Genomic DNA, 23,338 nt, shown 5'->3' with positions numbered 1-23,338 from the left:
CGCAGGTCGGTGGTGACAATGGCAGGCAGCGTGAGGGCGACGGTTTGCAGGCCGCCGTCGATTTCACGGGTGACGTTCACCTTGTCGCCATCGATGGCGACTTCCGAGGCGAAAGTGCCCTGGGGCAGATTGGTCAGCGCCGCCAGCATCTGGCCGGTCTGGTTATTGTCGGTGTCGATGGCCTGTTTGCCGAGAATTACCAAACCGGGCTGCTCTTCATCCACCACCTTGGCCAGCAGCTTGGCCACCGCCAGCGATTCGACGCGCTCGTCGGTCTCGATGTGGATGGCGCGGTCAGCCCCCAGCGCCAGCGCGGTGCGCAGCTGCTCCTGGGCAGCCCTGGGGCCTACCGTCACAGCGACCACTTCACTGGCCGCCCCCTTCTCTTTCAGGCGCACGGCCTCTTCCACGGCAATTTCGCAGAAAGGGTTCATGGCCATTTTGACGTTGGTAAGATCCACGTCAGAATGATCCGCTTTAACGCGGATCTTGACGTTGTAGTCGATGACGCGTTTTACCGCGACCAGTACTTTCATAGGTTCCTCGCTTGGCCTGGATGATAGCCGTTGACCTGAACAGACGCCGCTCGGATAGCAGCGTAAAAAAATTCATGCAAGCGTTTGATAGGCTAGCAAATGAAAAACCCTATCAATTTGCCACAGCCTACCTTTATGCAACAACACCTAATCACTGCGGCCTTGGTCGTAGTCGCTGGCGGCTTTTACCGTAAAGTGCGCTTTTGCCATCGTAGGGGTTACCTGACACAGGTATTATGCCTATCATGGGTGATAACCAGAAGCAAACGACCGTTTTAAATTAAGGCCATCTTTTCATAAGCTAGTGCTCAATCGCTAGCACCGACGAGTGGCACTTATGAGAATAAGGAGAAACCGGGTGGAAACCGTTGAACGCGATGTAATGGATTTTGACGTGGTCATCGTGGGCGCAGGCCCCTCTGGCTTGGCCGCCGCCTGCCGTTTGATGCAGCAGGCCAACGCAGCGGAACAAGAGCTGACCGTTTGCGTGGTCGAGAAAGGATCTGAGGTAGGAGCGCATATTCTGTCTGGCGCGGTGTTCGAACCCCGCGCCCTGGCGGAGCTTTTTCCCGACTGGGAAGAGCGCGGCGCTCCTCTGAACACGCCCGCCACGCGCGACGATGTTTATTTGCTGAAGGATGCCAAAAAGGCGCAGAAAATCCCCAATGCGCTGGTACCCAAAAGCATGCACAACACCGGCGGTGAACTGACCCGCTACGTGATCAGCGCAGGCAACCTGTGCCGCTGGCTGGGTGAGCAGGCAGAATCCCTGGGCGTCGAGATATTTCCGGGCTTCGCCGCCCAGGAAGTGATCATCGAGGATGACGTGGTGCGCGGCATTCTGATTGGCGACATGGGCATCGGTGCCGATGGCACCCCCAAGGATAGCCACATGCCCGGCATGGAGCTGCGCGCCAAGTACACGCTATTTGCCGAGGGCGCCAGAGGCCATCTAGGCAAACGCCTGATCAAGCAGTTCTCGCTGGATGCTGGTCGAGACCCTCAACACTACGGCATCGGGCTGAAAGAGCTATGGGATGTACCCGCCGACAAGCACGAGCCTGGCCTGGTGGTTCACGGCTCTGGCTGGCCGCTGGACAGCAAGACCCACGGTGGCTGGTTTCTCTACCACGCCGAAAACCAGCAGGTCGTGGTGGGGCTGATCATGGACCTGGGCTATCAGAATCCGTGGCTCTCGCCCTTCGACGAATTCCAGCGCATGAAGCATCACCCGGTGCTCAGCCAATATCTGGAAGGCGGCAAGCGGGTGGCTTATGGCGCGCGCGCGATTGCCAAGGGAGGCTTCAACTGCCTGCCCAGGATGACCTTCCCCGGTGGTCTGCTGATTGGTTGTGACGCGGGCACGCTGAACTTTGCCAAGATCAAGGGCCTGCACACCGCCATGAAATCAGGCATGGTGGCGGCAGAGAGCGTCTTCGAAGCCATCAAGGGCGGCGACGAGGGTGGGCAGACGCTGGCCAGCTTCGAACGCTTGTGGGAGGCCAGCTGGGCTTACCAGGAGTTGAAAGAGAGCGCCAGCTTTGGTCCGGCGATCCATAAATATGGCACGGTCGGCGGCGGGGCTTATAACTTCGCGAACCAGCTGCTGGGCAACAAGCTGCCCAACGTGCACGACACCACCACCGACCACGGTGCCCTGAAACCGGCGGCCGAATTCGAGAAGATTCAGTATCCGAAGCCGGACGGCAAGCTGTCCTTCGACAAGTCCACCTCGGTATTTCTCTCGAACACCAACCATGAGGAAGACCAGCCCTGCCACCTGCGCCTGGCTGACCCGGCGTTGCCGATTCGCGACAACCTGCCGACATACGCCGAGCCCGCACAGCGCTACTGCCCAGCGGGTGTCTATGAAGTGGTGGAGGATGACCAGGGCCAGCCACGCTTCCAGATCAACTTCCAGAACTGCGTACACTGCAAGACCTGCGATATCAAGGACCCGGCCCAGAACATCACCTGGGTAGCCCCCGAAGGCGGTGGCGGCCCGAACTATCCGAACATGTAAGCCTACCCAACACCGGTGCCGCTTGTCAGACTGGCGACACCGGTGTCTCAATATGTTCGATGGGCGCACGCCGTGCGATCAGCCGTCGACGCCCCGCTTGCACAAACCTCACGTCGATGACGGGGTCCGACGGGTTGCCCTCCACGGCCGCCACCTCGCCTTCCCCAAACACGGCGTGACGCAGACGCTGGCCCGGGTAGAACGACATGGTCACTTGATAGTCCGCAGGGGTTTCCTTGAGCTGCGAGGCAGTCAGAACGATATCACTGCGTCCCAACCGGTCGAGGTAGCGTCTCACCAACCCAGGCGACGATACCTCCAGCGGCTCGGCGCTGCCGCCCTCATCATGCAGGCATTCAGCAATACGCACGGCATCCTGCCAGGCGCTTTCACCAATGAAACGACTAGGGCGATGAGCGCCACCGTCATGCAGCACCAGCAACTGCTCTTTGGCGCGGGTGATGGCCACATAAAACAGCCGCCGCTCCTCTTCCAGACGCTCATCGCTGAGCGGGTTGTCGCGGCTGTAGTGGGGAAAGTCCTCTTCATTGACGCCGGCCACCGCCACCAGCGGCCACTCCAGGCCTTTGGCACCATGCACCGTGGTAATCAACACGCCCTGGGCCTGATTCTCCACTGGGCGCTCCAGCAGCTCGATGAAGGCATCGGGGTCCCGAACGCTCTCCGCCTGTTCGATCAACACGTCCAGCAGACGCACGTCTTCCTCGCCTTTATCGCGCCGAGCAGCCGCGCGCTTGAGGGTTTTCTCGGCATCGATGGTATCCACCACGTGATGCAGCAGCCGGGCTGGCGGCCAGCCAGCCAAACGCGGCAGCTCGCACAGCAGCTCCCAGCGTTTTTTCAGCGTGCGCCGCTGCAAGGGTTTGAGCGCGGACAGCACGGCGTCATCTCGCTCTGGCCAGCGCTGGGTGGCCGCCAGCTGAGACGCCAGGCGCTGCAGGCGCTCACGGGCCACGAACGGCGCGGGCTGGGACAGCAACAGCAGCAGATGCTCGGGATCGTGCAGCAACTCGGCCCGCCGCGACAGCTTCAAATAGCCTGCCAGTGCCTGTACCAGCGGCAGGCGAAACACGAAGCGATCCTCACGCAGCAGCCGAAAAGGCACCCCGGCCTGCAGCAGCGCCAGCTGAAAAGGCACCGAAAGCGCCCAGCTGCGCACCAGCAGGCTGGCATCACTCAATGCCCGCCCCTGGGCCTGCCAGTCCATCAAGGCATCCAGCAACAGGCGGCTGCCCTGCCCCACGCGGACCTGAGTCTTCGGATTCTGGGCAGCCGCCAGGCATAGCTGGTCGGGGCGGCGCTGGTTCGCCATGATGGCGTGGTTGGCCGTCAGCGCCAGCGCGTGTCCATGGCGAAAGGTCGTGGAGAGCGGGTAATCCGTGGCGGTGCCGAAGGTGGCGGTAAAGTTTTCCAGCATGGTGTCCGGCCTGGCACCCCGCCATTCATAGATGCACTGATTGGCATCTCCTACTGCCATGACGCTGGCATCAGGGCCTGCCAGCACGGCCAACAGCCGCTGCTGAACGGTATTGATATCCTGGTATTCATCCACGATGACGTGGTCGAGGAATCCTTCGACCCGCTGACGCAAAGCAGGCTCGGCCTCCAGCGCTTGCAGCGGGCGGTAGAGCAAGTCCGCGTAAGTCATGACGCCTTCGGCTTCCAGCAGGCGCTCGGCCTCGCGGAAGGCTGCCGGAAAGTAATCGGTGTCAGGCTCGTAACCTAGCTGCTCATACAGCGTGGCAGCAGGCAACATCTCTGCTTTGACCAGAGCACAAAAATGGGCCAGCGCTTCCAGGCGCTCCCCTTCCAGGGCGGCATCCCGTTGCTCGGCATCGCCCAGCACATTGAGACTTGCCTGGCGCAGCAAACGCTCCATCTGCCACTCGGCAGAGAGCAGCCGCCGCGGCGCCAGCGCCCCCCAACGACACAAACTTTGCGTGAGCCGATGCCCGAGCGAATGGAAGGTACGTACATCCGGCAAGGCTTGCCCCTGCGGCGCCATTTTGGCAAGGCGACGCTGAAAATCATCCTTGGCCGAGCGGTTGAACATCAGCACCAGCATCCGCCGTGGGGAGACTCCCTGCGCCAACAGGTGCAGCACGCGTGCGGCCATGGTGGTCGTTTTACCGGCCCCTGCTACCGCCGCCACCCGCGCATGCCCGGCATCGTGGTGAACGACGGCCTGCTGTTCGGCAGTCAGTTTCACGAGACCTCACCCGCCACGCCGTGATCCCACACGCCCAGCCGATGCCATTCACCCGCACTGTAGAGACGACACTCGCTGCGGCCACCGGCCAGCTCGTGTATCTGGGCCTGCTCGACCAGCCGGTAGAACACGTTGCGGTGCAGGCGCGCGGCCAGGCCAAAGCGCACCGCACACTCGGGGGCCAGCTCTCCGTCGGGGGTGGCGGTCAGCGTCAGCGGGTGCTGGTGGTCCAGCCGCACCACATCGTCGAACTGAGTCTTGAACCACCAGGCGTCAGCGTAGAAATCCGCTTCCACGATCAGCAGCGGACGATCCACTACTTGAACGCGCCAGCGCTCCGCAGGTGTCACCAGGCAGTAGCCCTCATCGTCCAGGCGTAGCAGGCTTGCCAGTAGCTTCGCCACCGCCGGACTCGTAAACGGCTGCCCCTCGTGCTGCCAGGTGCCGTCTGGATGAATCACGATATCCATGTCGCCAGACAGCGCAGGATGCCAGGTATCCAGCGGGGGAATATCTGCCGCGTCACCCCGTTGCTGCAGTAGCCGATCCAGCGTCATCGTTCCTCTCCTGAACTGCGCCGAGCGCTACACCAACAGACCGGACTGGGCCAGCGCTTCTTTGACATGAGGCGGTGCATCGGGAACGGCACCACGAAACAGATGGTAGAAATTGGCAGTGGTCTGCATGGCGACCTCGTCGGTGGTGATGCCGCGCTGCTGAGCAATGCACTCGGCGACTTCGACGACCCAGGCAGGCTCATTGGGCTTACCGCGATGAGGCACGGGGGCCAGATAAGGGCTATCGGTTTCAATCAGCAGCCTGTCGAGGGGCAGCTGTCGAGCCAGCTCTCGCAATGGCGCTGCGTTACGGAACGTGATGATTCCCGACAGCGAAATGTAGAAGCCGAGCCGGACGGCCTCTCGGGCCATGTCCAGATCTTCGGTGAAGCAGTGCAATACCCCGCCGACGTTAGGATCGGCGTATTCGCGCAGCAGCGCCAGGGTGTCCTCCCTGGCCTCTCGAGTATGCACGATGACCGGCAGCTCGAGTTCGGAGGCAGCGATCAGGTGACGCTTGAAGCGTTCATGCTGAACGGCCTGTGGCACGCTCTCCTGATAGTGGTAATCCAGCCCGGTTTCCCCGATGGCCACCACGTCATACTGCTGGGCGGCCTCCACGATCTGCTCCACGCTGGGCTCTACCGGAGCCTGGTGCAGCGGATGCAGTCCTGCCGATATCACCACGTCCTCATGTTCTCTGGCGATGGCGGCCAGACCAGGCAACGCTTCCAGCGAGGTCGAGATGGCCAGAAACTGATGCACGTGAGCAGCACGCGCTGCTGCCAGCGTGGCAGCCACGTCGCCGCCGTGAGTAAGCTCGGATAGGCGGTCCAGATGACAGTGTGAATCAACGAACATGAAAATCTCGCAGGGGATGAGTGGCGTGACGACGATGTTACAACGTGAACGAAGGCGGCGCCTTGTCCAACTGACCGGCCAGCAAAGTCTCGATCCGGTCGCGAACGGGGTAATCCTGTTGGCTGAAATGCACCCCGATGCCCGGCATCCGCCGACCGCTGACACCTTCAGGCGAAATCCAGATGACCTGACCACTGACAGAAAGGCGTTCGGTCTCCCCCGGCAGCGTCAACAGCAATACCACCGGCTGCCCGAGACGATAGAGCGAAGGCGTGGGGACGAAGATCCCGCCGCGATCCAGAAAAGGCATATAGGCAGCGAGCAGCGTAGGCACATCCGGTATGGTCAAGGAGAGCGCTTTTTGAGCAGCCATCACCACCTCGTCAAAAACACGTTGTCATGAGCGCAGCAGGGCCGACCAGCGCACCAGCCAGGCCTCCAGCACCAGTTGCGGGTTGGGGTTGGCTCCAACGGCCAGTAGCCGACGTTGCTCGCGGGCGTAATCGAGCAGCCGAAACCAATCCTGAACCCGGCCATTCTTGACGGCTTGCCGATACAGCGGCGCAAGATCGGGGTTATGCAAAGCACTTTGCTCGCCCGACAGCCCTAGCCGGATCAAGTCTTCAAGCCAGGCGATACCGTACCACAAGATCGAATCGATCGCCTGACGATCCAACCGCGCCGCCTCCGCCACCGGCTCGGCGCCTCTGACCAGCTGCTCAAAGCAGTCATGAATCTGATGGCGTAGCGCCCGCTCCTCCGGCGCCGCCAGCTCCACCGCCAGCAAGGGCAGTCCGCCTGAAACTTGCCACCAGAAGTGTGCCTCGTCACCGCCCAACTGCTGGGTCAGCCAGCCACGGCACTCGTCGAATGCCACGCTGGGTAGCGCCCACTGCTGGCAGCGCGAACGGATGGTGGGCAGCGTGCGGGAAGGCACATCGGAGAGCAGAATGAACAGCGTCTTTTCACCCGGCTCCTCGAGGCTCTTGAGCAGCGCATTGGCCGCCGCGATGTTCATGGCCTCCGCAGGTGACACGACGATGACTCGGTAGCCACCCTGCTGCGCCGTTTGTGACACGAAACGGTTGACCTCGCGAATGGGGTCTATGCGAATTTGACGCTTGCCCTCCTCCGGCGACACCCTCAGCAGGTCGGGGTGATAGCCTGACGCCAGCATATGGCAAGCATGGCAATGACCACACGCCTGGTCACCGGGCTGCGCGCATAGCGTGCGTGCGATCAGCGCTTCGGCAAGCTGCTGCTTGCCCACCCCATGGGCGCCGCTGAGCAGCAGCGCATGGGGCATGCGACCGCTGTCGGCCAAGCGAACCAGCTGCCGCCACGTCGCCTGGTGCCACGGCAAGACATCATTTACGACCATTGCGCCATCCGTGTTTCCAGTGCGCGCGCAATGGCCGCCTGCACGCTTTCGAGAGGCTGTGCCGCATCGACCACGGCAAAGCGCTGCGGTGCCGCTTGGGCCCGCGCCAGGTAAGCCTCACGCACGGCGCCGAAAAACGCGGCCTGCTCCTGCTCGAAACGGTCGCGCTGGGTATTGAGATCACGCAACCGCCCCTCCAGGCGTTGGCGGGCAGCCTCGACGGGCATGTCCAGCAGCAGCGTCAAATCCGGCGCAAGCCCTTGCTGAACGAAGCACTCCAACTGAGCAATGCGCGCCGGATCGATGCCACGCCCGCCACCCTGATACGCAAAGGTGGCGTCGGTGAAGCGGTCACACACTACCCAGGCACCGCGCTCCAGGGCCGGCACGATTTTTTCCGCCAGATGCTGTGCTCGGGCTGCAAAGACCAGCAGTAGCTCAGCGTCCACGCTCAGCGGCTCCTGGGGTGCAGGATCCAGCAGCAGCTCGCGAATGGCTTCGGCACGCGGCGTGCCACCGGGCTCACGAGTTCGCACTACGTCGAGCCCCTGCTCTTTCAGCCAGGCCTCCACGAACGCCACGTTGGTAGATTTTCCGACGCCCTCACCGCCCTCCAGGGTGATGAAGCGACCACGCTTGCTCATTGCTGCCCCTTACGGAATAGATACGCCATGATAATGCTCGCCATGATCTGTGTGTCAGCGGTTGCGAATATAGCGATTCACCGCATTGTTGTGCTCGCGCAGGGTGCGCGAAAAGTGGTGCGTACCATCGCCACGGGAAACGAAGTAGAGCGTTTCACCCGGCAACGGATTCACCGCCGCCTCCAGCGAGGCGCGCCCCGGCATGGCGATGGGCGTGGGCGGAAGGCCATCGATCACGTAAGTATTGTAGGGGGTTGCCTCGCGGATGTCGGCGCGAGTAATGCGCCCCTGATAACGCTCGCCCATGCCATAGATGATGGTCGGGTCGGTCTGCAGCCGCATGCCCCGCTCCATGCGCCGCTTGAACACCCCGGCGATTTCACGACGCTCTTCCGGCGCACCGGTTTCGCGTTCGATCAACGACGCCATGATCAACGCCTCGTAAGGGGTATCGATGGTCAGGTCGTCATCACGCTGCTCCCAGACCTCTTCCAGGATTCGCTCCATGCGGCTCAGCGACTGGCGCAGAATATCCACATCACTCATGCCCAGGTGGTAGCGGTAGGTATCCGGAAAGAACCAACCCTCAGGAAACGTGCCTTCACGCCCCAATAAGGCCATGACCTCGTCATCGCTCATCTCGGCAGTGCGATTTTCCAGCTTCGGGGCACTGTCCAGCAAAGCGCGCATCTGGCGGAAGGTCCACCCTTCCGGGATGGTCAACGAGTACGTCACCACGTTGTTGCTGCCCAGCAGTGCCACCAACTCCATACCGCTCATGCCCGGCACCAGCTGATATTCGCCTACCCGTAGGCGCGGCACTTGCTCGGGCTCCAGCCGCGCCAGCAGTTGGAAGGGCCAGCGCGCCTGGATAATGCCTTCCGCTTCCAACTGGCGAATCACCTGATTGAAGCCGGCACCGGCAGGCACCTGGTAAAGCGCAGGCTCATCCAGCGCAATGGGCGCCGCCAGACGATGCTGCCAATAGGCGTAACCACCGGCCACTGCGGCAACGCCTAGTGCAATGATCAGCCCCACGGCGATAAGAAACCGTTTCACGATGTCACCTCAGTGATTTCAAAGTCGTTGTTGACTATTCAGGCTGGATAGCCCAATAACGGATGGGCCACCTGCTGTAACGGGTCGGGGCCTTGCACCTCCGGCCAGGTACGCAAGATGCTGCCCTGCGGGTCATCCAACCGATACACGGGCCACACACCTTGCACAGAGTTGCCCACCCAAAGGCGCTCGACGCTGGAGAGCGCGCTCACAGGCAGCTTGCTCTCCCTGACATACCCCAGCTCCAGTAGCGCAGCCCGCAGCGTTCCTGCGACGCCGCAGCCATCGACGAAGGGCGTCAACAACGCCTGACCCGATTGCCAGAACAGGTTCATGCTGGTCGCTTCGATGACGTGATCGCGGTGATCGAGTAGCAGCCCTTCAGCAATGGTACTTGCCTGCCACTCCCGGCGAGCAAGCACGTTTTCGAGGCGGTTCAAGTGCTTGATGCCCGCCAACTGCGGCTGGTGACCCAGCCGCAGTTGGCATAAGCGCACGCGCACCCCCGGCTGCCAGCGCTCGGGGCTGGCAGCAAAAGGCATTCTGCGGCTCAGTAGCCTCGGCGCTATTTGATCGGGAAGCGCGTAGCCGCGCCCTCCACTGCCCCGGGTCACGATGACCTTGAGCACCTCCAGAGGTGCCTCTGCGGGGGTTTTCCACGTATCGGCAAGCGCTGAATCCGCAGGCATCGGAATACCAAGCCGCTGGCACCCCAAGGCCAATCTTGCCTGATGGTATGACCACAGCACGGGCTGCCCTTCACGCAGCAGTACCGTTTCGAACAGGCCATCCCCATACGCCAGCCCTCGGTCATCGAACGGCACCCAAGGCATGGTCATGACGCGCTATACCCGCTTGAACAGCAGCGAACCATTGGTGCCACCAAACCCGAAGGAGTTGGAGAGCGTGATATCGATGCGCATGTCGCGGGCGGTGTGGGGCACGTAGTCGAGACGACAGCCCTCCTGGGGGTTATCCAGGTTGATGGTGGGCGGTGCCACCTGATCACGAATCGCCAGAATACTGAACACCGCCTCAACCGCACCGGCCGCACCCAGCAAGTGGCCAATCATGGATTTGGTCGAGCTGACCGCCACGTCTTGCGCAGCACTGCCCAACACCTTCTCGACGGCACGGCTTTCGGCCAGGTCGCCTGCGGCCGTCGAGGTACCATGGGCATTGATATAGTCCACCTCGGAGGGGTCGATACCCGCGTCCTTGATGGCATTGCTCATGGAGAGCGCAGCGCCTCGACCATCTTCCGGCGGGGCGGTCATGTGATAGGCATCATCGCTCATGCCAAAGCCTGCCAGCTCCGCATAGATGCGTGCGCCGCGCGCCTTGGCGTGCTCGTACTCTTCCAGCACCAGTATGCCCGCCCCGTCGGACAGCACGAAACCATCGCGATCCCGATCCCAGGGGCGGCTGGCCGCTTGCGGGTCGTCATTGCGAGTAGACAAGGCGCGGGCCGCTGAGAAGCCCCCCAGGCCCAAGGGCGTAGTGGCCATTTCTGCCCCGCCACACACCATCACGTCGGCATCGCCATAGGCGATGGTACGCGCACTGTAGCCGATATTGTGAGTACCCGACGTGCAGGCCGTGGCAATCGCGATATTGGGGCCTCGGAAGCCGTGCTGAATGGCCATGTTACCGGAAATCATATTGATGATAGAGCCGGGCACGAAGAACGGCGACACGCGACGAGCGCCTCCCTTGAGCAGCGCACTGTGGTTCTGCTCGATCATCGGCAGGCCGCCAATGCCCGAGCCTACCGCCACACCAATCCGCTCGGCATTCTCTTCGGTGCACTCGATGCCAGAATCCTGAATGGCCTGGGCTCCGGCTGCCATGCCGTATTGAATGAATAGATCCATCTTGCGGGCATCTTTCGGATTCAGATAAGGGCTGATATCGAAGTCCTTGACCGAACCGCCAAACCGCGTGTTGAAACCGCTGGTATCGAAATGCTCGATGGCTGCGATTCCACTTTTACCGGCGACGATATTCGCCCACGATTCAGCCACGTTGTTGCCCACTGGGGTCACCAGGCCTAACCCGGTTACCACTACCCTTCTCCGCGCCATCAGTTTTCCTCCAGGCATCCTTGGTGACACGACCCGTCCGGGTCATCTTGCAGCACAAAATTGGTGACTAGTATAACGGAGATTGCACGTTATATTCATTGTGACCGCAAAGCAAAAAAGCCGCCCCATATCAGGACGGCTTTTTTAACATGGGTGGACAGCTTGCCACCCTGGTTCACAGCGTCGACCGAGCCCTTACTGGTGGGCGTTCACGTAGTCGATGGCTTCCTGAACCGTGGTGATCTTCTCGGCTTCTTCGTCAGGAATTTCGGTGTCGAATTCCTCTTCCAACGCCATCACCAGTTCAACGGTGTCCAGAGAGTCAGCACCCAGGTCTTCTGTGAAAGAAGAGCTATTCTGGATATCTTCTTCTTTTACGTTCAGGCGCTCTGCCACAACTTTTTTAACGCGCTCTTCAATAGTACTCATCAACGTACTCCAGTCGTTCACATTAGCCGTTATAGATAACCAGCTATTTGGAAACCGCAAGCCAAAAGCTGCGGGGTAGTTTATAGACGCCCTCAAGCTGACGCAACCGCCAGTCTCAAGGCCATCAACGCATATTCATACCGCCGTTGACATGCAGGGTTTCACCCGTGATGTAACCTGCAGCATCACTGGTCAGGAACCCTACTGCGGCGGCGATCTCTTCCGGCCCACCCAGGCGAGCGAGCGGAATCTGCTTGAGCAGCATCTCGTGCTGCGCCTCCGGCAGCGCTTCGGTCATGTCGGTCGCGATGAAACCCGGTGCCACGGCATTGACCGTGATCGCACGCGAGGCAACTTCACGGGCCAGTGCACGACTGAACCCTTCCATGCCCGCCTTGGCAGCCGCGTAGTTGGTCTGACCCAGGTTACCCATGGTCGCCACCACCGAGCTAATCGACACGATACGGCCAAAACGAGCCTTGGTCATGCCACGCAAGCAAGCCTTACTGACACGATAGACGGACTTGAGGTTGGTATCCATGACGGAGTCCCACTCCTCTTCCTTCATGCGCATGAGCAGGTTATCACGAGTGATACCGGCATTGTTGACCAGAATGGTCGGCGCACCAAAGCGTTCGGCAATACTCTTCAACACCTCATCGATGCTGGCCTGATCGGTCACGTTCAGACACAGGCCTGCACCTTCGATACCATTGGCCTTGAGATCGGCATCGATCTTCTCGGCACCTGACACACTGGTGGCCGTGCCTACCACGATGCGCCCCTGGCGGCCTAGCTCATGCGCAATGGCTCGCCCGATGCCTCGGCTGGCACCGGTTACCAGCGCCACTCGTTTTTCTTGCGTCATTTCGTTTATCCTTTCACCAAACTAGCAAAGGTAGCAGAAAACAACCGCTGGTCACGCACCGTTTGCCAACGCTTCGCGAGCGAGCTCCAGCGCGGCATCCAGGCTATCCGGGTCATTCACCGCCAACCCCTTGGCACTGCGCACGATACGCTTGTTCAAACCAGTCAGCACCTTGCCTGGGCCACACTCGATAAATACGCTCGCCCCTTGCTCGGCCATCGCCTCGACGCAGGCAGACCAGCGCACCGGCTGGTAAAGCTGCTCGATCAGGCGCGTGCGCAGGGTATCGATATCGGCATGCGCCTGGGCATCTACATTCTGAACCACCGTGTAGCGAGGGGCACGCAGCTCCATGTTCTGCATGGCCTCGGCCAACTGCTCGGCCGCTGGCTTCATCAGCGCACAGTGCGAAGGCACTGAGACAGGCAAGGCCAGCGCACGCTTGGCCCCGGCCTCCTGGCAAGCGACGATGGCACGCTCGACGGCCGCTTTGCTGCCCGCGATGACCACCTGACCAGGCGAATTGTAGTTGACTGCAGCCACCACGTCGCCCTGGGCAGCCTGGGCACAGGCATCTTCAACCGCCTGGTCCTCCAGGCCCAGAATGGCGGCCATTCCTCCCTGACCAGCGGGCACCGCCTGCTGCATGGCTTCGCCGCGCAGGCGTACCAGCTGCACACCCTCGGCAAACCCCATGACACCGGCACACACCATGGCGCTGTATTCGCCCAGGCTGTGGCCTGCCATCACGTTAGGGCGCGGCCCTTCCAACTCCTGCCACACACGCCAGATGGCCACGCTGGAAGTCAGCAGCGCCGGCTGGGTGCATGCGGTCGCGTTCAATGCATCTTCAGGTCCTTCCTGGACTACTTTCCACAAATCGTAGCCCAACGCATCTGACGCTTCCTCAAAGGTCGTTCCCACCACGCTGTAGCGCTCGGCCAGCTCTCGCAGCATTCCAAGCTGCTGAGAGCCCTGCCCGGGAAAAATGAGGGCAAGGGGTTGAGACATGTCGTTCACCTTTGCTCTTGTAGGCATTTGCTCAATTGAGCGATAGGCGTAGCTATTGTCCCCGTTTGACAACGGGTGTCGGCATCTCCTGCTGCCTCCAATAGCCCGCAAAATCGTATATCGTTTATTGTCATCCGATCACGGCGGCATCAGCGAAAGCGTTTTGCCAACTGAGTGGGCAAATCCTGCTCTACCTCGTGCAGCGCTCGCAAAATGGCATAATAAAAGCCGTCTGCCTGCGCCCCGCCATGACTCTTCACTACGATATGCTGCAACCCAAGCAGGCTAGCGCCGTTATAGCGCACCGGATCCAACTCCTGCTTGAGGCGCCTGAGTACAGGCCTGGCCAGTAGACTTGCCAGCCGCCCAGTGAGGCGCGATTCAAACGCCATCTGGACGCGCTCGACCAGCATACGAGTCAAACCTTCACTTGCCTTGAGCATTACATTGCCAACGAAACCATCACACACCACCACGTCCAGCTCGCCCTGGAAGACATCACCCCCCTCAGCATAGCCGCAATAGTCGAAACCGGGGTCTGCATAACGGCGGATCAAGGCATCTGCTTCACGCACCGTGGCACTGCCTTTGGTGGCTTCCGAACCAACGTTCAACAGCGCCACGCGCGGACATTCGATACCGTCCATGCACTGGGCCATGGCCGCTCCCATGGCGGCAAAGTCTACCAGACGTTCAGCAGGTGAATCGACGTTGGCCCCAAGATCCAGCAAATAGCAGCGACGCCCTGAACGCGCAGGAATGGCGGTACTGATCGCTGGTCTGGAGAAGCCTGCCAGCATGCCCAGCTCGCGTCGCGCCAACGCGACAAGCGCCCCCGTATTGCCAGCACTCACTCCTGCAACGGCGTGCCCAGCCGCCACATGACGCAGCATGGACGCCATACTGGTGTGCTGACCCCGGCGCAACGCCCAGGCGGCGGTGGCATCAGTCGCTACGCTGTCAGGCGCATCGATGACCACCAAACGTGACACTGCCGCAGCCAAGGGCTGCGGCAAGCGCGAGAGCTCAGCGACGATACGCTGATGCGGGCCAAACAGGGCAAGCTCGAGCACAGGATTTTCCACTACTGCCCTTGCAGAGCCTTCGATAATGGCACGGGGGCCTTGGTCACCCCCCATGACATCAATCGCAAGACGCACTGCACTCACACTGATTGGCCGCGCGATAGGTCGAGCGAGGTTTAAACCTCAACCACCTTGCGGCCACGGTAGAAACCGTCCGGAGAAACGTGGTGGCGCAGGTGAGTCGTACCGGTTTCCTTGTCCTGAGACAGGGTCGGGGCGCTCAGCGCATCGTGGCTACGACGCATACCGCGCTTGGAACGAGTTTTACGGTTCTGTTGAACTGCCATGGGTGTTTACTCCAAGGTATGTAGGGTAAGTGATGCTTACTTTTTGCCTTTCAAAGCGCCACTGCTTTTCAAAGCATTGAGCACCGCGAAAGGGTTTTTGGCAGGAGCGGACTCGTCCGCTGCGCCTTCGGTCTTGCTGACCAGCTGCTCCGCCGAGACATGGCATTCGGTCTCATCGTGATAGACCACCTGCGGCAAGCTGAGGATCAACTCATCCTCGACTACCGTCAGCAAGTCCAGCTGTTCGTTTTCCACCAGCACAGGCTCATGACTGGCAGGCAGCTCGGCAGCCAACGCTTCGTCCGAAATCATTCCCAGAAGGAAATCACTCGACACGTCTTGATTCAGCGGCACCAGACAACGACGACAAGGCAGCGCCAGAGTCGCTTTCAAGGAACCACGAATTTCGCGACGGCCCTGGGCATCGACACCAAACTCAAGGATGACGTGACAGTCACCCGTTTGGTCGCCGGCTTCTTCAGCCAGGCGTGGCAGCTTGTTCAAGGCTACCAGGCCTTCGAGTCGTTCGCGGCGGGCTGCAAGCTTATAAGGCTCAACCCGGCTGGGGAGTTGTGAGGTCAACATAGGCGCGCAATGATAGGCACTCGCCCCGCCGGTGTCAAAGCCAGCAGCATAATTCTTGGCAGTTTCTGCTCGCACACAGCCGCAACAGGCATGCGTCAGGGCTTTTCGCTAAACTGTCGGCGATGCATTTTCCCTTTCTTCCACCCCGTTTCGTCACTCACAGGAGAGTATCGTGCCCCTCGCCCCCAATGCCACGCTGGTGCTGGCCTCCAGCTCACGCTCGCGGCAAGCCCTGCTCGACCGATTACAGCTACCCTACCAGTGCCAATCGCCGGATATCGATGAGACACCGCTGCCCCATGAAACGCCTGAAGCCCTGGTGCATCGACTATCGCTGAGCAAGGCACACGCCGTCGCCGAATCCTTTCCGGCACACTGCATCATCGGGTCGGATCAAATTGCTCTGTTCGAAGGCGAAGTGCTGGGCAAGCCCCATACCGCCGAGCGCGCCTGCGCCAACCTGAAACGTTTTTCAGGCCAGCGCGTCAGCTTCCTGACAGGCCTGGCACTGGTGGACACTCGCCAGCAGCGCCACCAGGTGCATATAGAGACGTTCGATGTCGTCTTCCGAACCCTGCGCGACGCCGAGATCGAACGCTATGTCGCCCTGGAGCAACCGCTGGACAGTGCGGGCAGCTTTCGTATGGAAGGACTCGGCATCACGCTATTCGAGCGCCTGAAAGGGCGCGACCCCAATGCACTCATCGGCCTGCCGTTGATCGCTCTTTGCGACATGCTGCGCCAGGCAGGCATGGACCCACTCGGCACTGCATAGTCACGACCAGGAGGCTTACCACTAGGGGGCCTGGAAGCGCAGCGGCGAGCGGGCGCTCTCCACCCCCAGCACTTCCGCCGCCGCCTGGGTGAAGCGTCGCGTCAGGCGCTCGAAGGGGTCCAGGCGAGGCGTGTAATTCTCCCACTCGGCTTCTCCGATGCGCGCCCGCGCCACTTGCTCGAGGCTGGCCAGCTCATCCACCAGCCCCAGCGCCAGCGCCTGCTCACCGCTCCATACCAACCCGGAAAACACCTCAGAATCGCCACTCAAGCGCTCGCCTCTCCCGGCCCGAACGTCCTCGATGAACTGCTCGTGGGTCTGCGCCAGCACCGTTTGCCAGAACTGAGCCACCTCCTCATCGAGCGGCTGGAACGGATCAAGAAACGCCTTGTTTTCACCGGCGGTCATGACACGCCGCTCCACGCCCAGCCGATCGATCGCCTCCTGGAAACCAAAGCCTGCGTAAATGACCCCTATCGAGCCCACCAGGCTGGCGGGAGAGGCAATGATCTCATCCGCTGCCGACGCGATATAGTAGGCACCGCTGGCTCCCACGTCTTCGATGACCGCCAGGATGGGCTTGTCACCCAGATCACGCAGCCGCATGATTTCCGCATGGATGCGCTGGGACTGCACCGGGCTCCCGCCGGGGCTGTCGATATGCAGTACGACCGCCGCCGCGCTCTCGCTCTCCCAGGCACGATTCAAACCGCGAATGATGCGTTCGGCATTGGCGGGCGCATCACTGGCAATGACGCCCTGCACCTCGACCAACGCCAGATGCTGCTGTTCCGGCACGCTTGAGGTCGGCTCTGCCACGAAAACGCGGTACAGCGTCGTGGTGATCGATACCAGCACCAGCGTCAATACGACGAAACGGAAAAACAGCTTCCACCGCCGCGCCCGGCGCTGCTCGGTCAAGACGCCACCAATCCAGCGGTCCATCATTTCCAGCTGGGCCAGACGCTGACGTTCGCGCAGCGTTTCGGCATCGTCGCTCGGCTCACCTGCGGCCGATGCTTTCGACGCGGTCGCAGCGACTTGCGGTCCCTGCGTCCAAGGATCCTGCGCGCTTCCCGACGGCTCTTCATGGGAGGGGCTGCCTTGCTCTCTATCGCGGGACTGATCGTCGCTCATACTATTTCCCTCATGATATTTCCCCTCATACGATGTTTCTCATACTGTCTGCCTCTCGGGCATTGACCACCAATAGCTGTGTACACGTGGATCAGCTATATAAAACTCAGCCCCTCTGTCACCCAGCGTCAGCCATGCAACCATTCGAACAGCGTGGGAATGTCATCCGTCATCCAGACAGGCTGGCACGCCGCCAGCCGCTCGGCAGAGTGCACCCCATAGGTCACACCGACCCGATCCATGCCGATGGCGCGTGCCATTTCCAGATCGTATTCGGTATCCCCCACCATCACCGCACGCTCTACCGGCGTATTAAGCTCGGCGAGTAGCTCCAGCAGCATCTGTGGATGGGGTTTGGAGCGGGTTTCATCTGCGGTACGACTGGCATCGAACCACTGGCCGCTATCGGTTTCTCGAAAGACACGATCCAGGCCGCGACGACTCTTGCCCGTGGCCACGGCCAGCCGCTGCCGGGGACGCTGACGCAGCTTGGCCAACTGCTCCTCGACACCGTTGAAAAAAGGCATGGGCGTCGTGTCGCCACTCACAAAGTGATGCGAGTAGCGCTGGCGCAAGCGCTCTGCCTGCTCCGGCGAAATGCCCGGACACAGCGTTGCAATGGCTTCGGGCAGGCCAAGACCAATGATGTTTTCGATGGCGCTGTCTTCCAGGGGCGGCCAGCGTACATCCGCTGCGGCGGCATGCATGCACGACACGATCTTGGGCACCGAATTCATCAGCGTCCCATCCCAGTCGAAGATGATCAGTTCGTAACGCATCAGGCTCCCCCTACTTGCTTGGCTGACGCGCACGCGCCAGCGTCTCTTCCAGCGCTTCAGGCAGCGGCGCCTTGACCGTCACCGGACGACCGTTACCAGGCTCGGGAAAGGTCAATGAGCGCGCATGCAGAAACAAGCGTCCCAGACCCAATTGTTTAGACAGCCGCTCGCTTTCCCGCGTCGCGTACTTGTCATCGCCCAGCAAGGCGTGGCCCGCATGGGCTGCGTGCACACGAATCTGATGGGTACGACCGGTTACCGGCTCGGCCTCGATGAGCGTCACTTTTTCGAAGGCCTCCACGACGGAGAAATGGGTGCGTGATACCTTGCCGTTGGGATCCACCCGCACACGCCGCTCGCCATTACCGGCATCGAAGCGGTCCAGCCGGGCACTTTCATAGGTTTTTCTGGCAGGCCAGCGTCCTGCCACCAGTGCCAGATAGCGCTTGTCCATGCCGTGCTTCTTGAGCGCCTCGTTAAGAGTCACCAGCGCCTCACGCGACTTGGCCAACAGCAGACATCCGGAGGTATCACGATCCAGACGATGGACCAGCTCGAGAAAGCTCAAATCGTCGCGCACCTGACGTAATGCCTCGATCAGACCAATCTTGACGCCACTTCCACCATGCACCGCCAGGCCAGAAGGCTTGTTCAACACCATCCAGTCCGGCCCTTCCATGATGACGCTACCCACCAGCACGTCGCGCAGGTTATCGCTGACCTCCTTGACCGCCTCCTTGGGTGCCAGGCGCAGAGGTGGTACGCGGACGAGGTCTCCCCCCTGTAGGCGATAGTCCACCTTCACGCGCTTCTTGTTCACTCGAACCTCCCCCTTGCGCACGATGCGGTAGATCAGCGCCCTTGGAGCGCCCTTCAATCGTGTCATGAGGAAATTATCGATTCGTTGACCCGCCTGCTCCGGGGCGATTTCCACCCACTGCACTTCACGCCCTTCGGACATTACCTTGTACTCCTGGTCTCATCCACGCCACATGGTGGAAAGTGACCTTGATTGAAAAGCGGCATTCTAGCGTAGACCTTACGCCATTGCGTCAATTGCTGACGCTTCTCTTTACTGTTATATTCCAGGACGCTCATCGGCCAACGTGACTTGCTGATCTGAAACGCAATAAGCCACCTTGCATGGCAAATTGTCGTCTAGCGAATTGTCCGTCACGTTCGCCTAAGCACCTGCCCGACCAACATGCAGGTCAGAGCAACGAGGCCAGGCCAGTGTACGCATTGCCCGCCTTCTACGTAATGAAATGCAGCACCTCTGTCGCCTGACCGCGGCAGAGGGAAAAGAATACCGCCAGCCTCGACTGGCAAAAAAACGTTACGCCCCTGCCAGGCAGTTACCTTATTCGTCACAAGGCGCTGTCATGCCGGGGCGCAAAGATCAACGCTGTGCCGACAACCGGCGTTGACGAATCGATGAATGCCAGGTGTAGGCGGTGTCAGCAGAGCCGGATGGACGTGACAGCCACCGAAACACGTTCTGCCTCCGCCACGTACTCAACGCCCTATTGGCCGGGTCGGCTACGATGCCTTCCCGGCTTGATGCGTCAGCATAACCATGCGCCGAGCACAAGCACGCAGCACACAGCGGTTCGTCGACGACTCCTCGTTTGACGGCACGACATGCTACGTGAGACCACATGAAACGGATGCTTATTAACGCGACCCAGCCCGAAGAGCTGCGGGTCGCCCTGGTAGACGGACAGCGCCTCTACGATCTGGACATCGAGTCCGGCGCACGCGAACAGAAGAAAGCCAACATCTACCGGGGCAAAATCACCCGGGTAGAACCCTCCCTCGAAGCCGCCTTCGTCGACTTCGGCGCCGAGCGCCACGGCTTTCTGCCGCTGAAAGAGATCTCTCGCGAATATTTCATCAAGGATGTTTCGGGCCGCCCCAACATCAAGGAAGTATTGAAAGAGGGTCAGGAAGTCATCGTTCAGGTAGACAAGGAAGAGCGTGGCAACAAGGGCGCCGCCCTGACCACCTTCATCAGCCTGGCCGGACGCTTTTTGGTACTGATGCCCAACAACCCCCGTGCAGGTGGCATATCGCGGCGTATCGAAGGCGATGACCGCAGCCAGCTCAAGGATGCCATGGGCCAGCTGACGGTTCCCGACAAGATGGGCCTGATCGTACGCACCGCCGGTATTGGCCGCAGCTCCGAAGAGCTGCAGTGGGACCTGGACTACCTGGTGCAGGTGTGGGAATCGATCACCACCGAGTCCGCCAAGCGCCCTGCGCCCTTTTTGATCTACCGCGAATCCAACGTCATCATCCGTGCCATGCGCGACTACCTGCGCCAGGATATTGGCGAGGTGTTGATCGACAGTCCCGACATCCACGCCGAGGCGCTGGCATTCATCCGCCAGGTGATGCCTTCCTACCAGCAAAAGATCAAGCTGTATGCCGATGAAGTGCCGCTGTTCTCGCGCTTCCAGATCGAGTCGCAGATCGAGACGGCCTACCAGCGGGAAGTGAAACTGCCTTCCGGTGGCTCCATCGTCATCGATCACACCGAAGCGCTGGTCTCCATCGACATCAACTCGGCCCGCGCCACCCGTGGCAGCGATATCGAAGAGACCGCCCTGCAAACCAACACCGAAGCCGCCGACGAGATCGCTCGCCAGCTCCGCCTGCGTGACATCGGCGGGCTCGTGGTCATCGATTTCATCGACATGGGCCCGGCTCGCAACCAGCGTGAAGTCGAAAACCGCATGCGCGATGCGCTCAAACTGGACCGCGCCCGCGTACAGATCGGCCGCATTTCGCGCTTCGGCCTGATGGAAATGTCGCGCCAGCGTCTGCGCCCCTCGCTGGGCGAAACCAGCGGCGTGGTTTGCCCGCGCTGTAACGGCCAGGGCACCATCCGCGATGTGCGCTCGCTGTCGCTCTCCATCATGCGCCTGATCGAAGAAGAGGCCATGAAAGAGCGTAGCGCCCAGATCCGCGCCATCCTGCCCGTGCCGGTCGCCACTTATCTGCTCAACGAAAAGCGCAGCGTGCTGGCGGATATCGAATCACGCCAAGGCGTGCGCGTGGTCATCCTGCCCAGCCCGGAGATGGATACCCCGCACTACGACGTGCAACGCCTGCGCGATGACCACCTGGACGAAGACGACAGCCACACCCTGTCGAGCTTCGAACTCTCCACGGATACCGAGATTGGCAAAGAGCCGCCTCCCAGCTTCGCAGCTCCGGCTCAGCGGGCAGAAGCCGCGGTCAAGAGCATCGCTCACAACGCTCCGGCCCCCGAGTCGCTGCAAACCGAAGAAGCGCCCGCCAAACCAGCCGCGGCCGAAGCGCCTGCAGAGCAACCCAGCGTACTGGGCCGCTTCATTCGCGGTTTTGCCAAGCTGCTGGGTGGCGATGAGGCCAGCACGACGGCCACACAGGAAGCCAGCTCGACGAACCGCAAGCCCGAGCAGTCGGCAGCCCCAAGCCGCCCGCCGCGCAATGAGCGTCGTCAAAAGCCTGCGCAAGAGCGCCAGTCTCAGGAGCGCTCAGCACCGGAGCGCCAGGAAAACAGCGCTTCACGCGACCAGCGTAACGATGCCACCAAGGCACCTGCTGCTCGCAACGACGACAGCAACGACAAGCGCAGCGGCCCCAGCCGCACCCGCAACCGTCGTCGTCATCCGCAGCAGGACGACAGCCGGGCTCAGGAAAGCACGCCTCGCAACACGCGTCAGAAAGAGACCGCCAAGGAGTCATCGCAGAACGATGCTTCCAGCAGCGCCCCGCAGCCGGAGCAGCGTCGCGAGAAACCCCGCGACAACAAGCCCAAGCAGGACGACAAGCGCCCGGAAGCCGTTCAGCAGGACGAGCCGCAAAAGGATGACGGCAAGCCGAAGCGCACGCGCAACAACCCGCGCCAGCGTTCACGCAAGCAGGCACTGAGCCCGCAGGCCGAAGCCGAACAGCTGAAGCTCCAGGCAGAAGCCCAGCAGGCACCTGAGGAAGCCCCTGCCCCAGCAGCGGCAGACGCTGAAACGCCTGCAAAGAAAGCCACGTCAGCGTCAGAAACGGCGACTCAAGCCACCGCTGCTCAAGAGACAGCCACGCAAGAGCCCGCGGCTCAATCGCCAAACGAAGCGGCAGAAGCGCACACTGACACACGTCAGGAGGCCACCGAAGAGGCCGCGGCAGAAGACACCACGGCCACCGCTCGCGCCAGCAGTGCGGACAAAGCACGCAAGTCAACGCGCCAGCGCCGTCAACCGGCCATTCGCGACGAAGCGGCCAAGCAAGCCAACGCGTCCGGAGACGACAACGGCACCCCCGCCGCATCCGCCACAGAGTCCCAGACACCGGCGGCCACCCATGAGCAGCCCGCTGCAGCCACAGAAGAGCCGACAGCTCCACGTGAGGAACAGCCAACCTCGGCGGCTGATCAAGAGCCCTCAGCGGCGGTAGAGAAAGAGCCCTCAGCGGCGGTTGAAGAGAAGCCCTCAGCGGTTGCTGAAGAAAAGTCTTCAACGACCGTGGCAGAAGCACCTTCTGCCGATGAGAGCCAATCTTCCGCCACTACGGAAGAGCCCTCAGCAGTGGTTGAAAAAGAGCCCTCAGCGGCGGTAGAGAAAGAGCCTTCGGCGGTGGTTGAAGAGATATCTTCTGCGGTAGTTGAAGAAAAAGCCTCAGCGGCAGCTGAGGAAGAGCCTTCAAAAGCGTCTTCTGCAGTAGCAGCAGAAGACACCTCAGCAGCCACTGAAGCGCCATCTTCCGTCACCACTGAGGAAAAGCCCGCCACGGCCGAGGAGCAAGCGCCCACGGAAGCGACTCAGGAGCGCTCGACGCCTGCTGCAGAAAACGCAGCAGCAGAGAAAGCCCCCGAAGCCCCTCAGGCAGCGACCGACGCCGCCGCCAGTGGCGAACCCGCCGCTGACGAAGAGGCCTCCAAGCCGCGTCGTCGCCGCCGCCGGGCTCATAACGACCCGCGTGAACAGCGCAAGCAGCAGGCCCAGCAAAACTCACCCGAGTAATGCTGAC

Annotated in this window: 22 protein-coding genes; 3 read left to right on the top strand and 19 right to left on the bottom strand. The window is 61.2% G+C overall.

Going from position 1 to position 23,338, the window contains the following annotated elements; all coding sequences use genetic code 11:
* Positions 1-536 (bottom strand): electron transfer flavoprotein subunit beta/FixA family protein (locus CWI66_RS02250; protein WP_100730807.1); only part of this gene is annotated, 536 nt, incomplete at its 3' end.
* Positions 537-894: 358 nt separating this feature from the next.
* On the opposite strand from CWI66_RS02250, the gene CWI66_RS02245 reads away from it, so the two are divergent.
* Positions 895-2,559 (top strand): electron transfer flavoprotein-ubiquinone oxidoreductase, encoded by a 1,665-nt coding sequence (locus CWI66_RS02245; protein WP_100730806.1) that lies wholly within the window; start codon positions 895-897, stop codon positions 2,557-2,559.
* Positions 2,560-2,584: 25 nt separating this feature from the next.
* Here the strand turns inward: CWI66_RS02245 and CWI66_RS02240 are convergent, their stop codons facing one another.
* From CWI66_RS02240 to CWI66_RS02170, 15 genes are all read right to left on the bottom strand, one after another.
* Entirely contained in the window at positions 2,585-4,789 is a 2,205-nt protein-coding gene (locus tag CWI66_RS02240; protein WP_100730805.1) for an ATP-dependent helicase, read from the bottom strand.
* On the bottom strand, positions 4,786-5,346 hold the full coding sequence (locus tag CWI66_RS02235) for a DUF1285 domain-containing protein (protein ID WP_100730804.1): 561 nt from the start codon (positions 5,344-5,346) through the stop codon (positions 4,786-4,788). The genes CWI66_RS02240 and CWI66_RS02235 overlap by 4 nt, the downstream gene beginning before the upstream one ends.
* A 27-nt stretch (positions 5,347-5,373) precedes the next feature.
* Positions 5,374-6,207: a TatD family hydrolase gene (locus CWI66_RS02230; protein ID WP_100730803.1), complete on the bottom strand. Its 834-nt coding sequence runs from the start codon at positions 6,205-6,207 to the stop codon at positions 5,374-5,376.
* A gap of 37 nt (positions 6,208-6,244) precedes the next feature.
* The gene (locus CWI66_RS02225; protein ID WP_016913557.1) at positions 6,245-6,580 is read right to left on the bottom strand and encodes a PilZ domain-containing protein; all 336 of its coding nucleotides are present in this window, start codon (positions 6,578-6,580) and stop codon (positions 6,245-6,247) included.
* 24 nt (positions 6,581-6,604) lie between these two features.
* Complete coding sequence (locus CWI66_RS02220) at positions 6,605-7,588, bottom strand: DNA polymerase III subunit delta' (RefSeq protein ID WP_016913556.1); 984 nt, start codon at positions 7,586-7,588, stop codon at positions 6,605-6,607.
* Positions 7,579-8,232 (bottom strand): dTMP kinase, encoded by a 654-nt coding sequence (gene tmk, locus CWI66_RS02215; RefSeq protein ID WP_016913555.1) that lies wholly within the window; start codon positions 8,230-8,232, stop codon positions 7,579-7,581. The genes CWI66_RS02220 and tmk overlap by 10 nt, the downstream gene beginning before the upstream one ends.
* Positions 8,233-8,286: 54 nt before the next feature.
* Positions 8,287-9,294, bottom strand: a complete 1,008-nt coding sequence (gene mltG / locus CWI66_RS02210; protein WP_100730802.1) for an endolytic transglycosylase MltG — start codon at positions 9,292-9,294, stop codon at positions 8,287-8,289.
* A gap of 35 nt (positions 9,295-9,329) precedes the next feature.
* Complete coding sequence (gene pabC / locus CWI66_RS02205) at positions 9,330-10,130, bottom strand: aminodeoxychorismate lyase (protein WP_100730801.1); 801 nt, start codon at positions 10,128-10,130, stop codon at positions 9,330-9,332.
* A gap of 6 nt (positions 10,131-10,136) precedes the next feature.
* A complete protein-coding gene (gene fabF, locus CWI66_RS02200; RefSeq protein WP_081194088.1) occupies positions 10,137-11,375 on the bottom strand; it encodes a beta-ketoacyl-ACP synthase II in 1,239 nt (412 codons plus the stop codon).
* 195 nt (positions 11,376-11,570) lie between these two features.
* The gene (gene acpP / locus CWI66_RS02195; protein ID WP_008956801.1) at positions 11,571-11,804 is read right to left on the bottom strand and encodes an acyl carrier protein; all 234 of its coding nucleotides are present in this window, start codon (positions 11,802-11,804) and stop codon (positions 11,571-11,573) included.
* A 124-nt stretch (positions 11,805-11,928) separates the two neighbouring features.
* Entirely contained in the window at positions 11,929-12,672 is a 744-nt protein-coding gene (gene fabG, locus CWI66_RS02190; protein WP_081194090.1) for a 3-oxoacyl-ACP reductase FabG, read from the bottom strand.
* A gap of 51 nt (positions 12,673-12,723) precedes the next feature.
* Positions 12,724-13,683 carry an ACP S-malonyltransferase gene (gene fabD / locus CWI66_RS02185; protein WP_100730800.1) on the bottom strand — a complete coding sequence of 320 codons (960 nt, stop codon included), beginning with the start codon at positions 13,681-13,683 and terminating at the stop codon, positions 12,724-12,726.
* 149 nt (positions 13,684-13,832) lie between these two features.
* A complete protein-coding gene (gene plsX / locus CWI66_RS02180; RefSeq protein ID WP_026001658.1) occupies positions 13,833-14,843 on the bottom strand; it encodes a phosphate acyltransferase PlsX in 1,011 nt (336 codons plus the stop codon).
* Between the two features lie 41 nt (positions 14,844-14,884).
* Positions 14,885-15,055, bottom strand: coding sequence for a 50S ribosomal protein L32 (gene rpmF, locus CWI66_RS02175; RefSeq protein WP_009099300.1), 171 nt, complete (start codon positions 15,053-15,055; stop codon positions 14,885-14,887).
* Positions 15,056-15,091: 36 nt separating this feature from the next.
* Positions 15,092-15,640 carry a YceD family protein gene (locus tag CWI66_RS02170; RefSeq protein ID WP_016913548.1) on the bottom strand — a complete coding sequence of 183 codons (549 nt, stop codon included), beginning with the start codon at positions 15,638-15,640 and terminating at the stop codon, positions 15,092-15,094.
* 172 nt (positions 15,641-15,812) lie between these two features.
* On the opposite strand from CWI66_RS02170, the gene CWI66_RS02165 reads away from it, so the two are divergent.
* Positions 15,813-16,415 (top strand): Maf family protein, encoded by a 603-nt coding sequence (locus CWI66_RS02165; RefSeq protein ID WP_100730799.1) that lies wholly within the window; start codon positions 15,813-15,815, stop codon positions 16,413-16,415.
* A 21-nt stretch (positions 16,416-16,436) separates the two neighbouring features.
* Here the strand turns inward: CWI66_RS02165 and sppA are convergent, their stop codons facing one another.
* The 3 genes from sppA to CWI66_RS02150 form a co-directional block, all read right to left on the bottom strand.
* Complete coding sequence (gene sppA, locus CWI66_RS02160; protein WP_081194094.1) at positions 16,437-17,552, bottom strand: signal peptide peptidase SppA; 1,116 nt, start codon at positions 17,550-17,552, stop codon at positions 16,437-16,439.
* Positions 17,553-17,680: 128 nt separating this feature from the next.
* A complete protein-coding gene (locus tag CWI66_RS02155; protein WP_081137088.1) occupies positions 17,681-18,331 on the bottom strand; it encodes an HAD family hydrolase in 651 nt (216 codons plus the stop codon).
* Positions 18,332-18,341: 10 nt separating this feature from the next.
* Positions 18,342-19,292 (bottom strand): RluA family pseudouridine synthase, encoded by a 951-nt coding sequence (locus CWI66_RS02150; protein WP_100730798.1) that lies wholly within the window; start codon positions 19,290-19,292, stop codon positions 18,342-18,344.
* 697 nt (positions 19,293-19,989) lie between these two features.
* Between CWI66_RS02150 and rne the strand changes: the two genes are divergently transcribed.
* A complete protein-coding gene (rne, locus tag CWI66_RS02145) occupies positions 19,990-23,331 on the top strand; it encodes a ribonuclease E (RefSeq protein WP_198517423.1) in 3,342 nt (1,113 codons plus the stop codon).
* Positions 23,332-23,338 lie beyond the last annotated feature (7 nt).

Origin of the sequence: Halomonas sp. 141 (assembly GCF_002810305.1) — a bacterium.
GTDB lineage: Bacteria > Pseudomonadota > Gammaproteobacteria > Pseudomonadales > Halomonadaceae > Vreelandella > Vreelandella stevensii.
The sequence above is the reverse complement of the archived record's forward strand: the minus strand, read 5'-3'. Positions and strand labels throughout refer to the sequence as shown.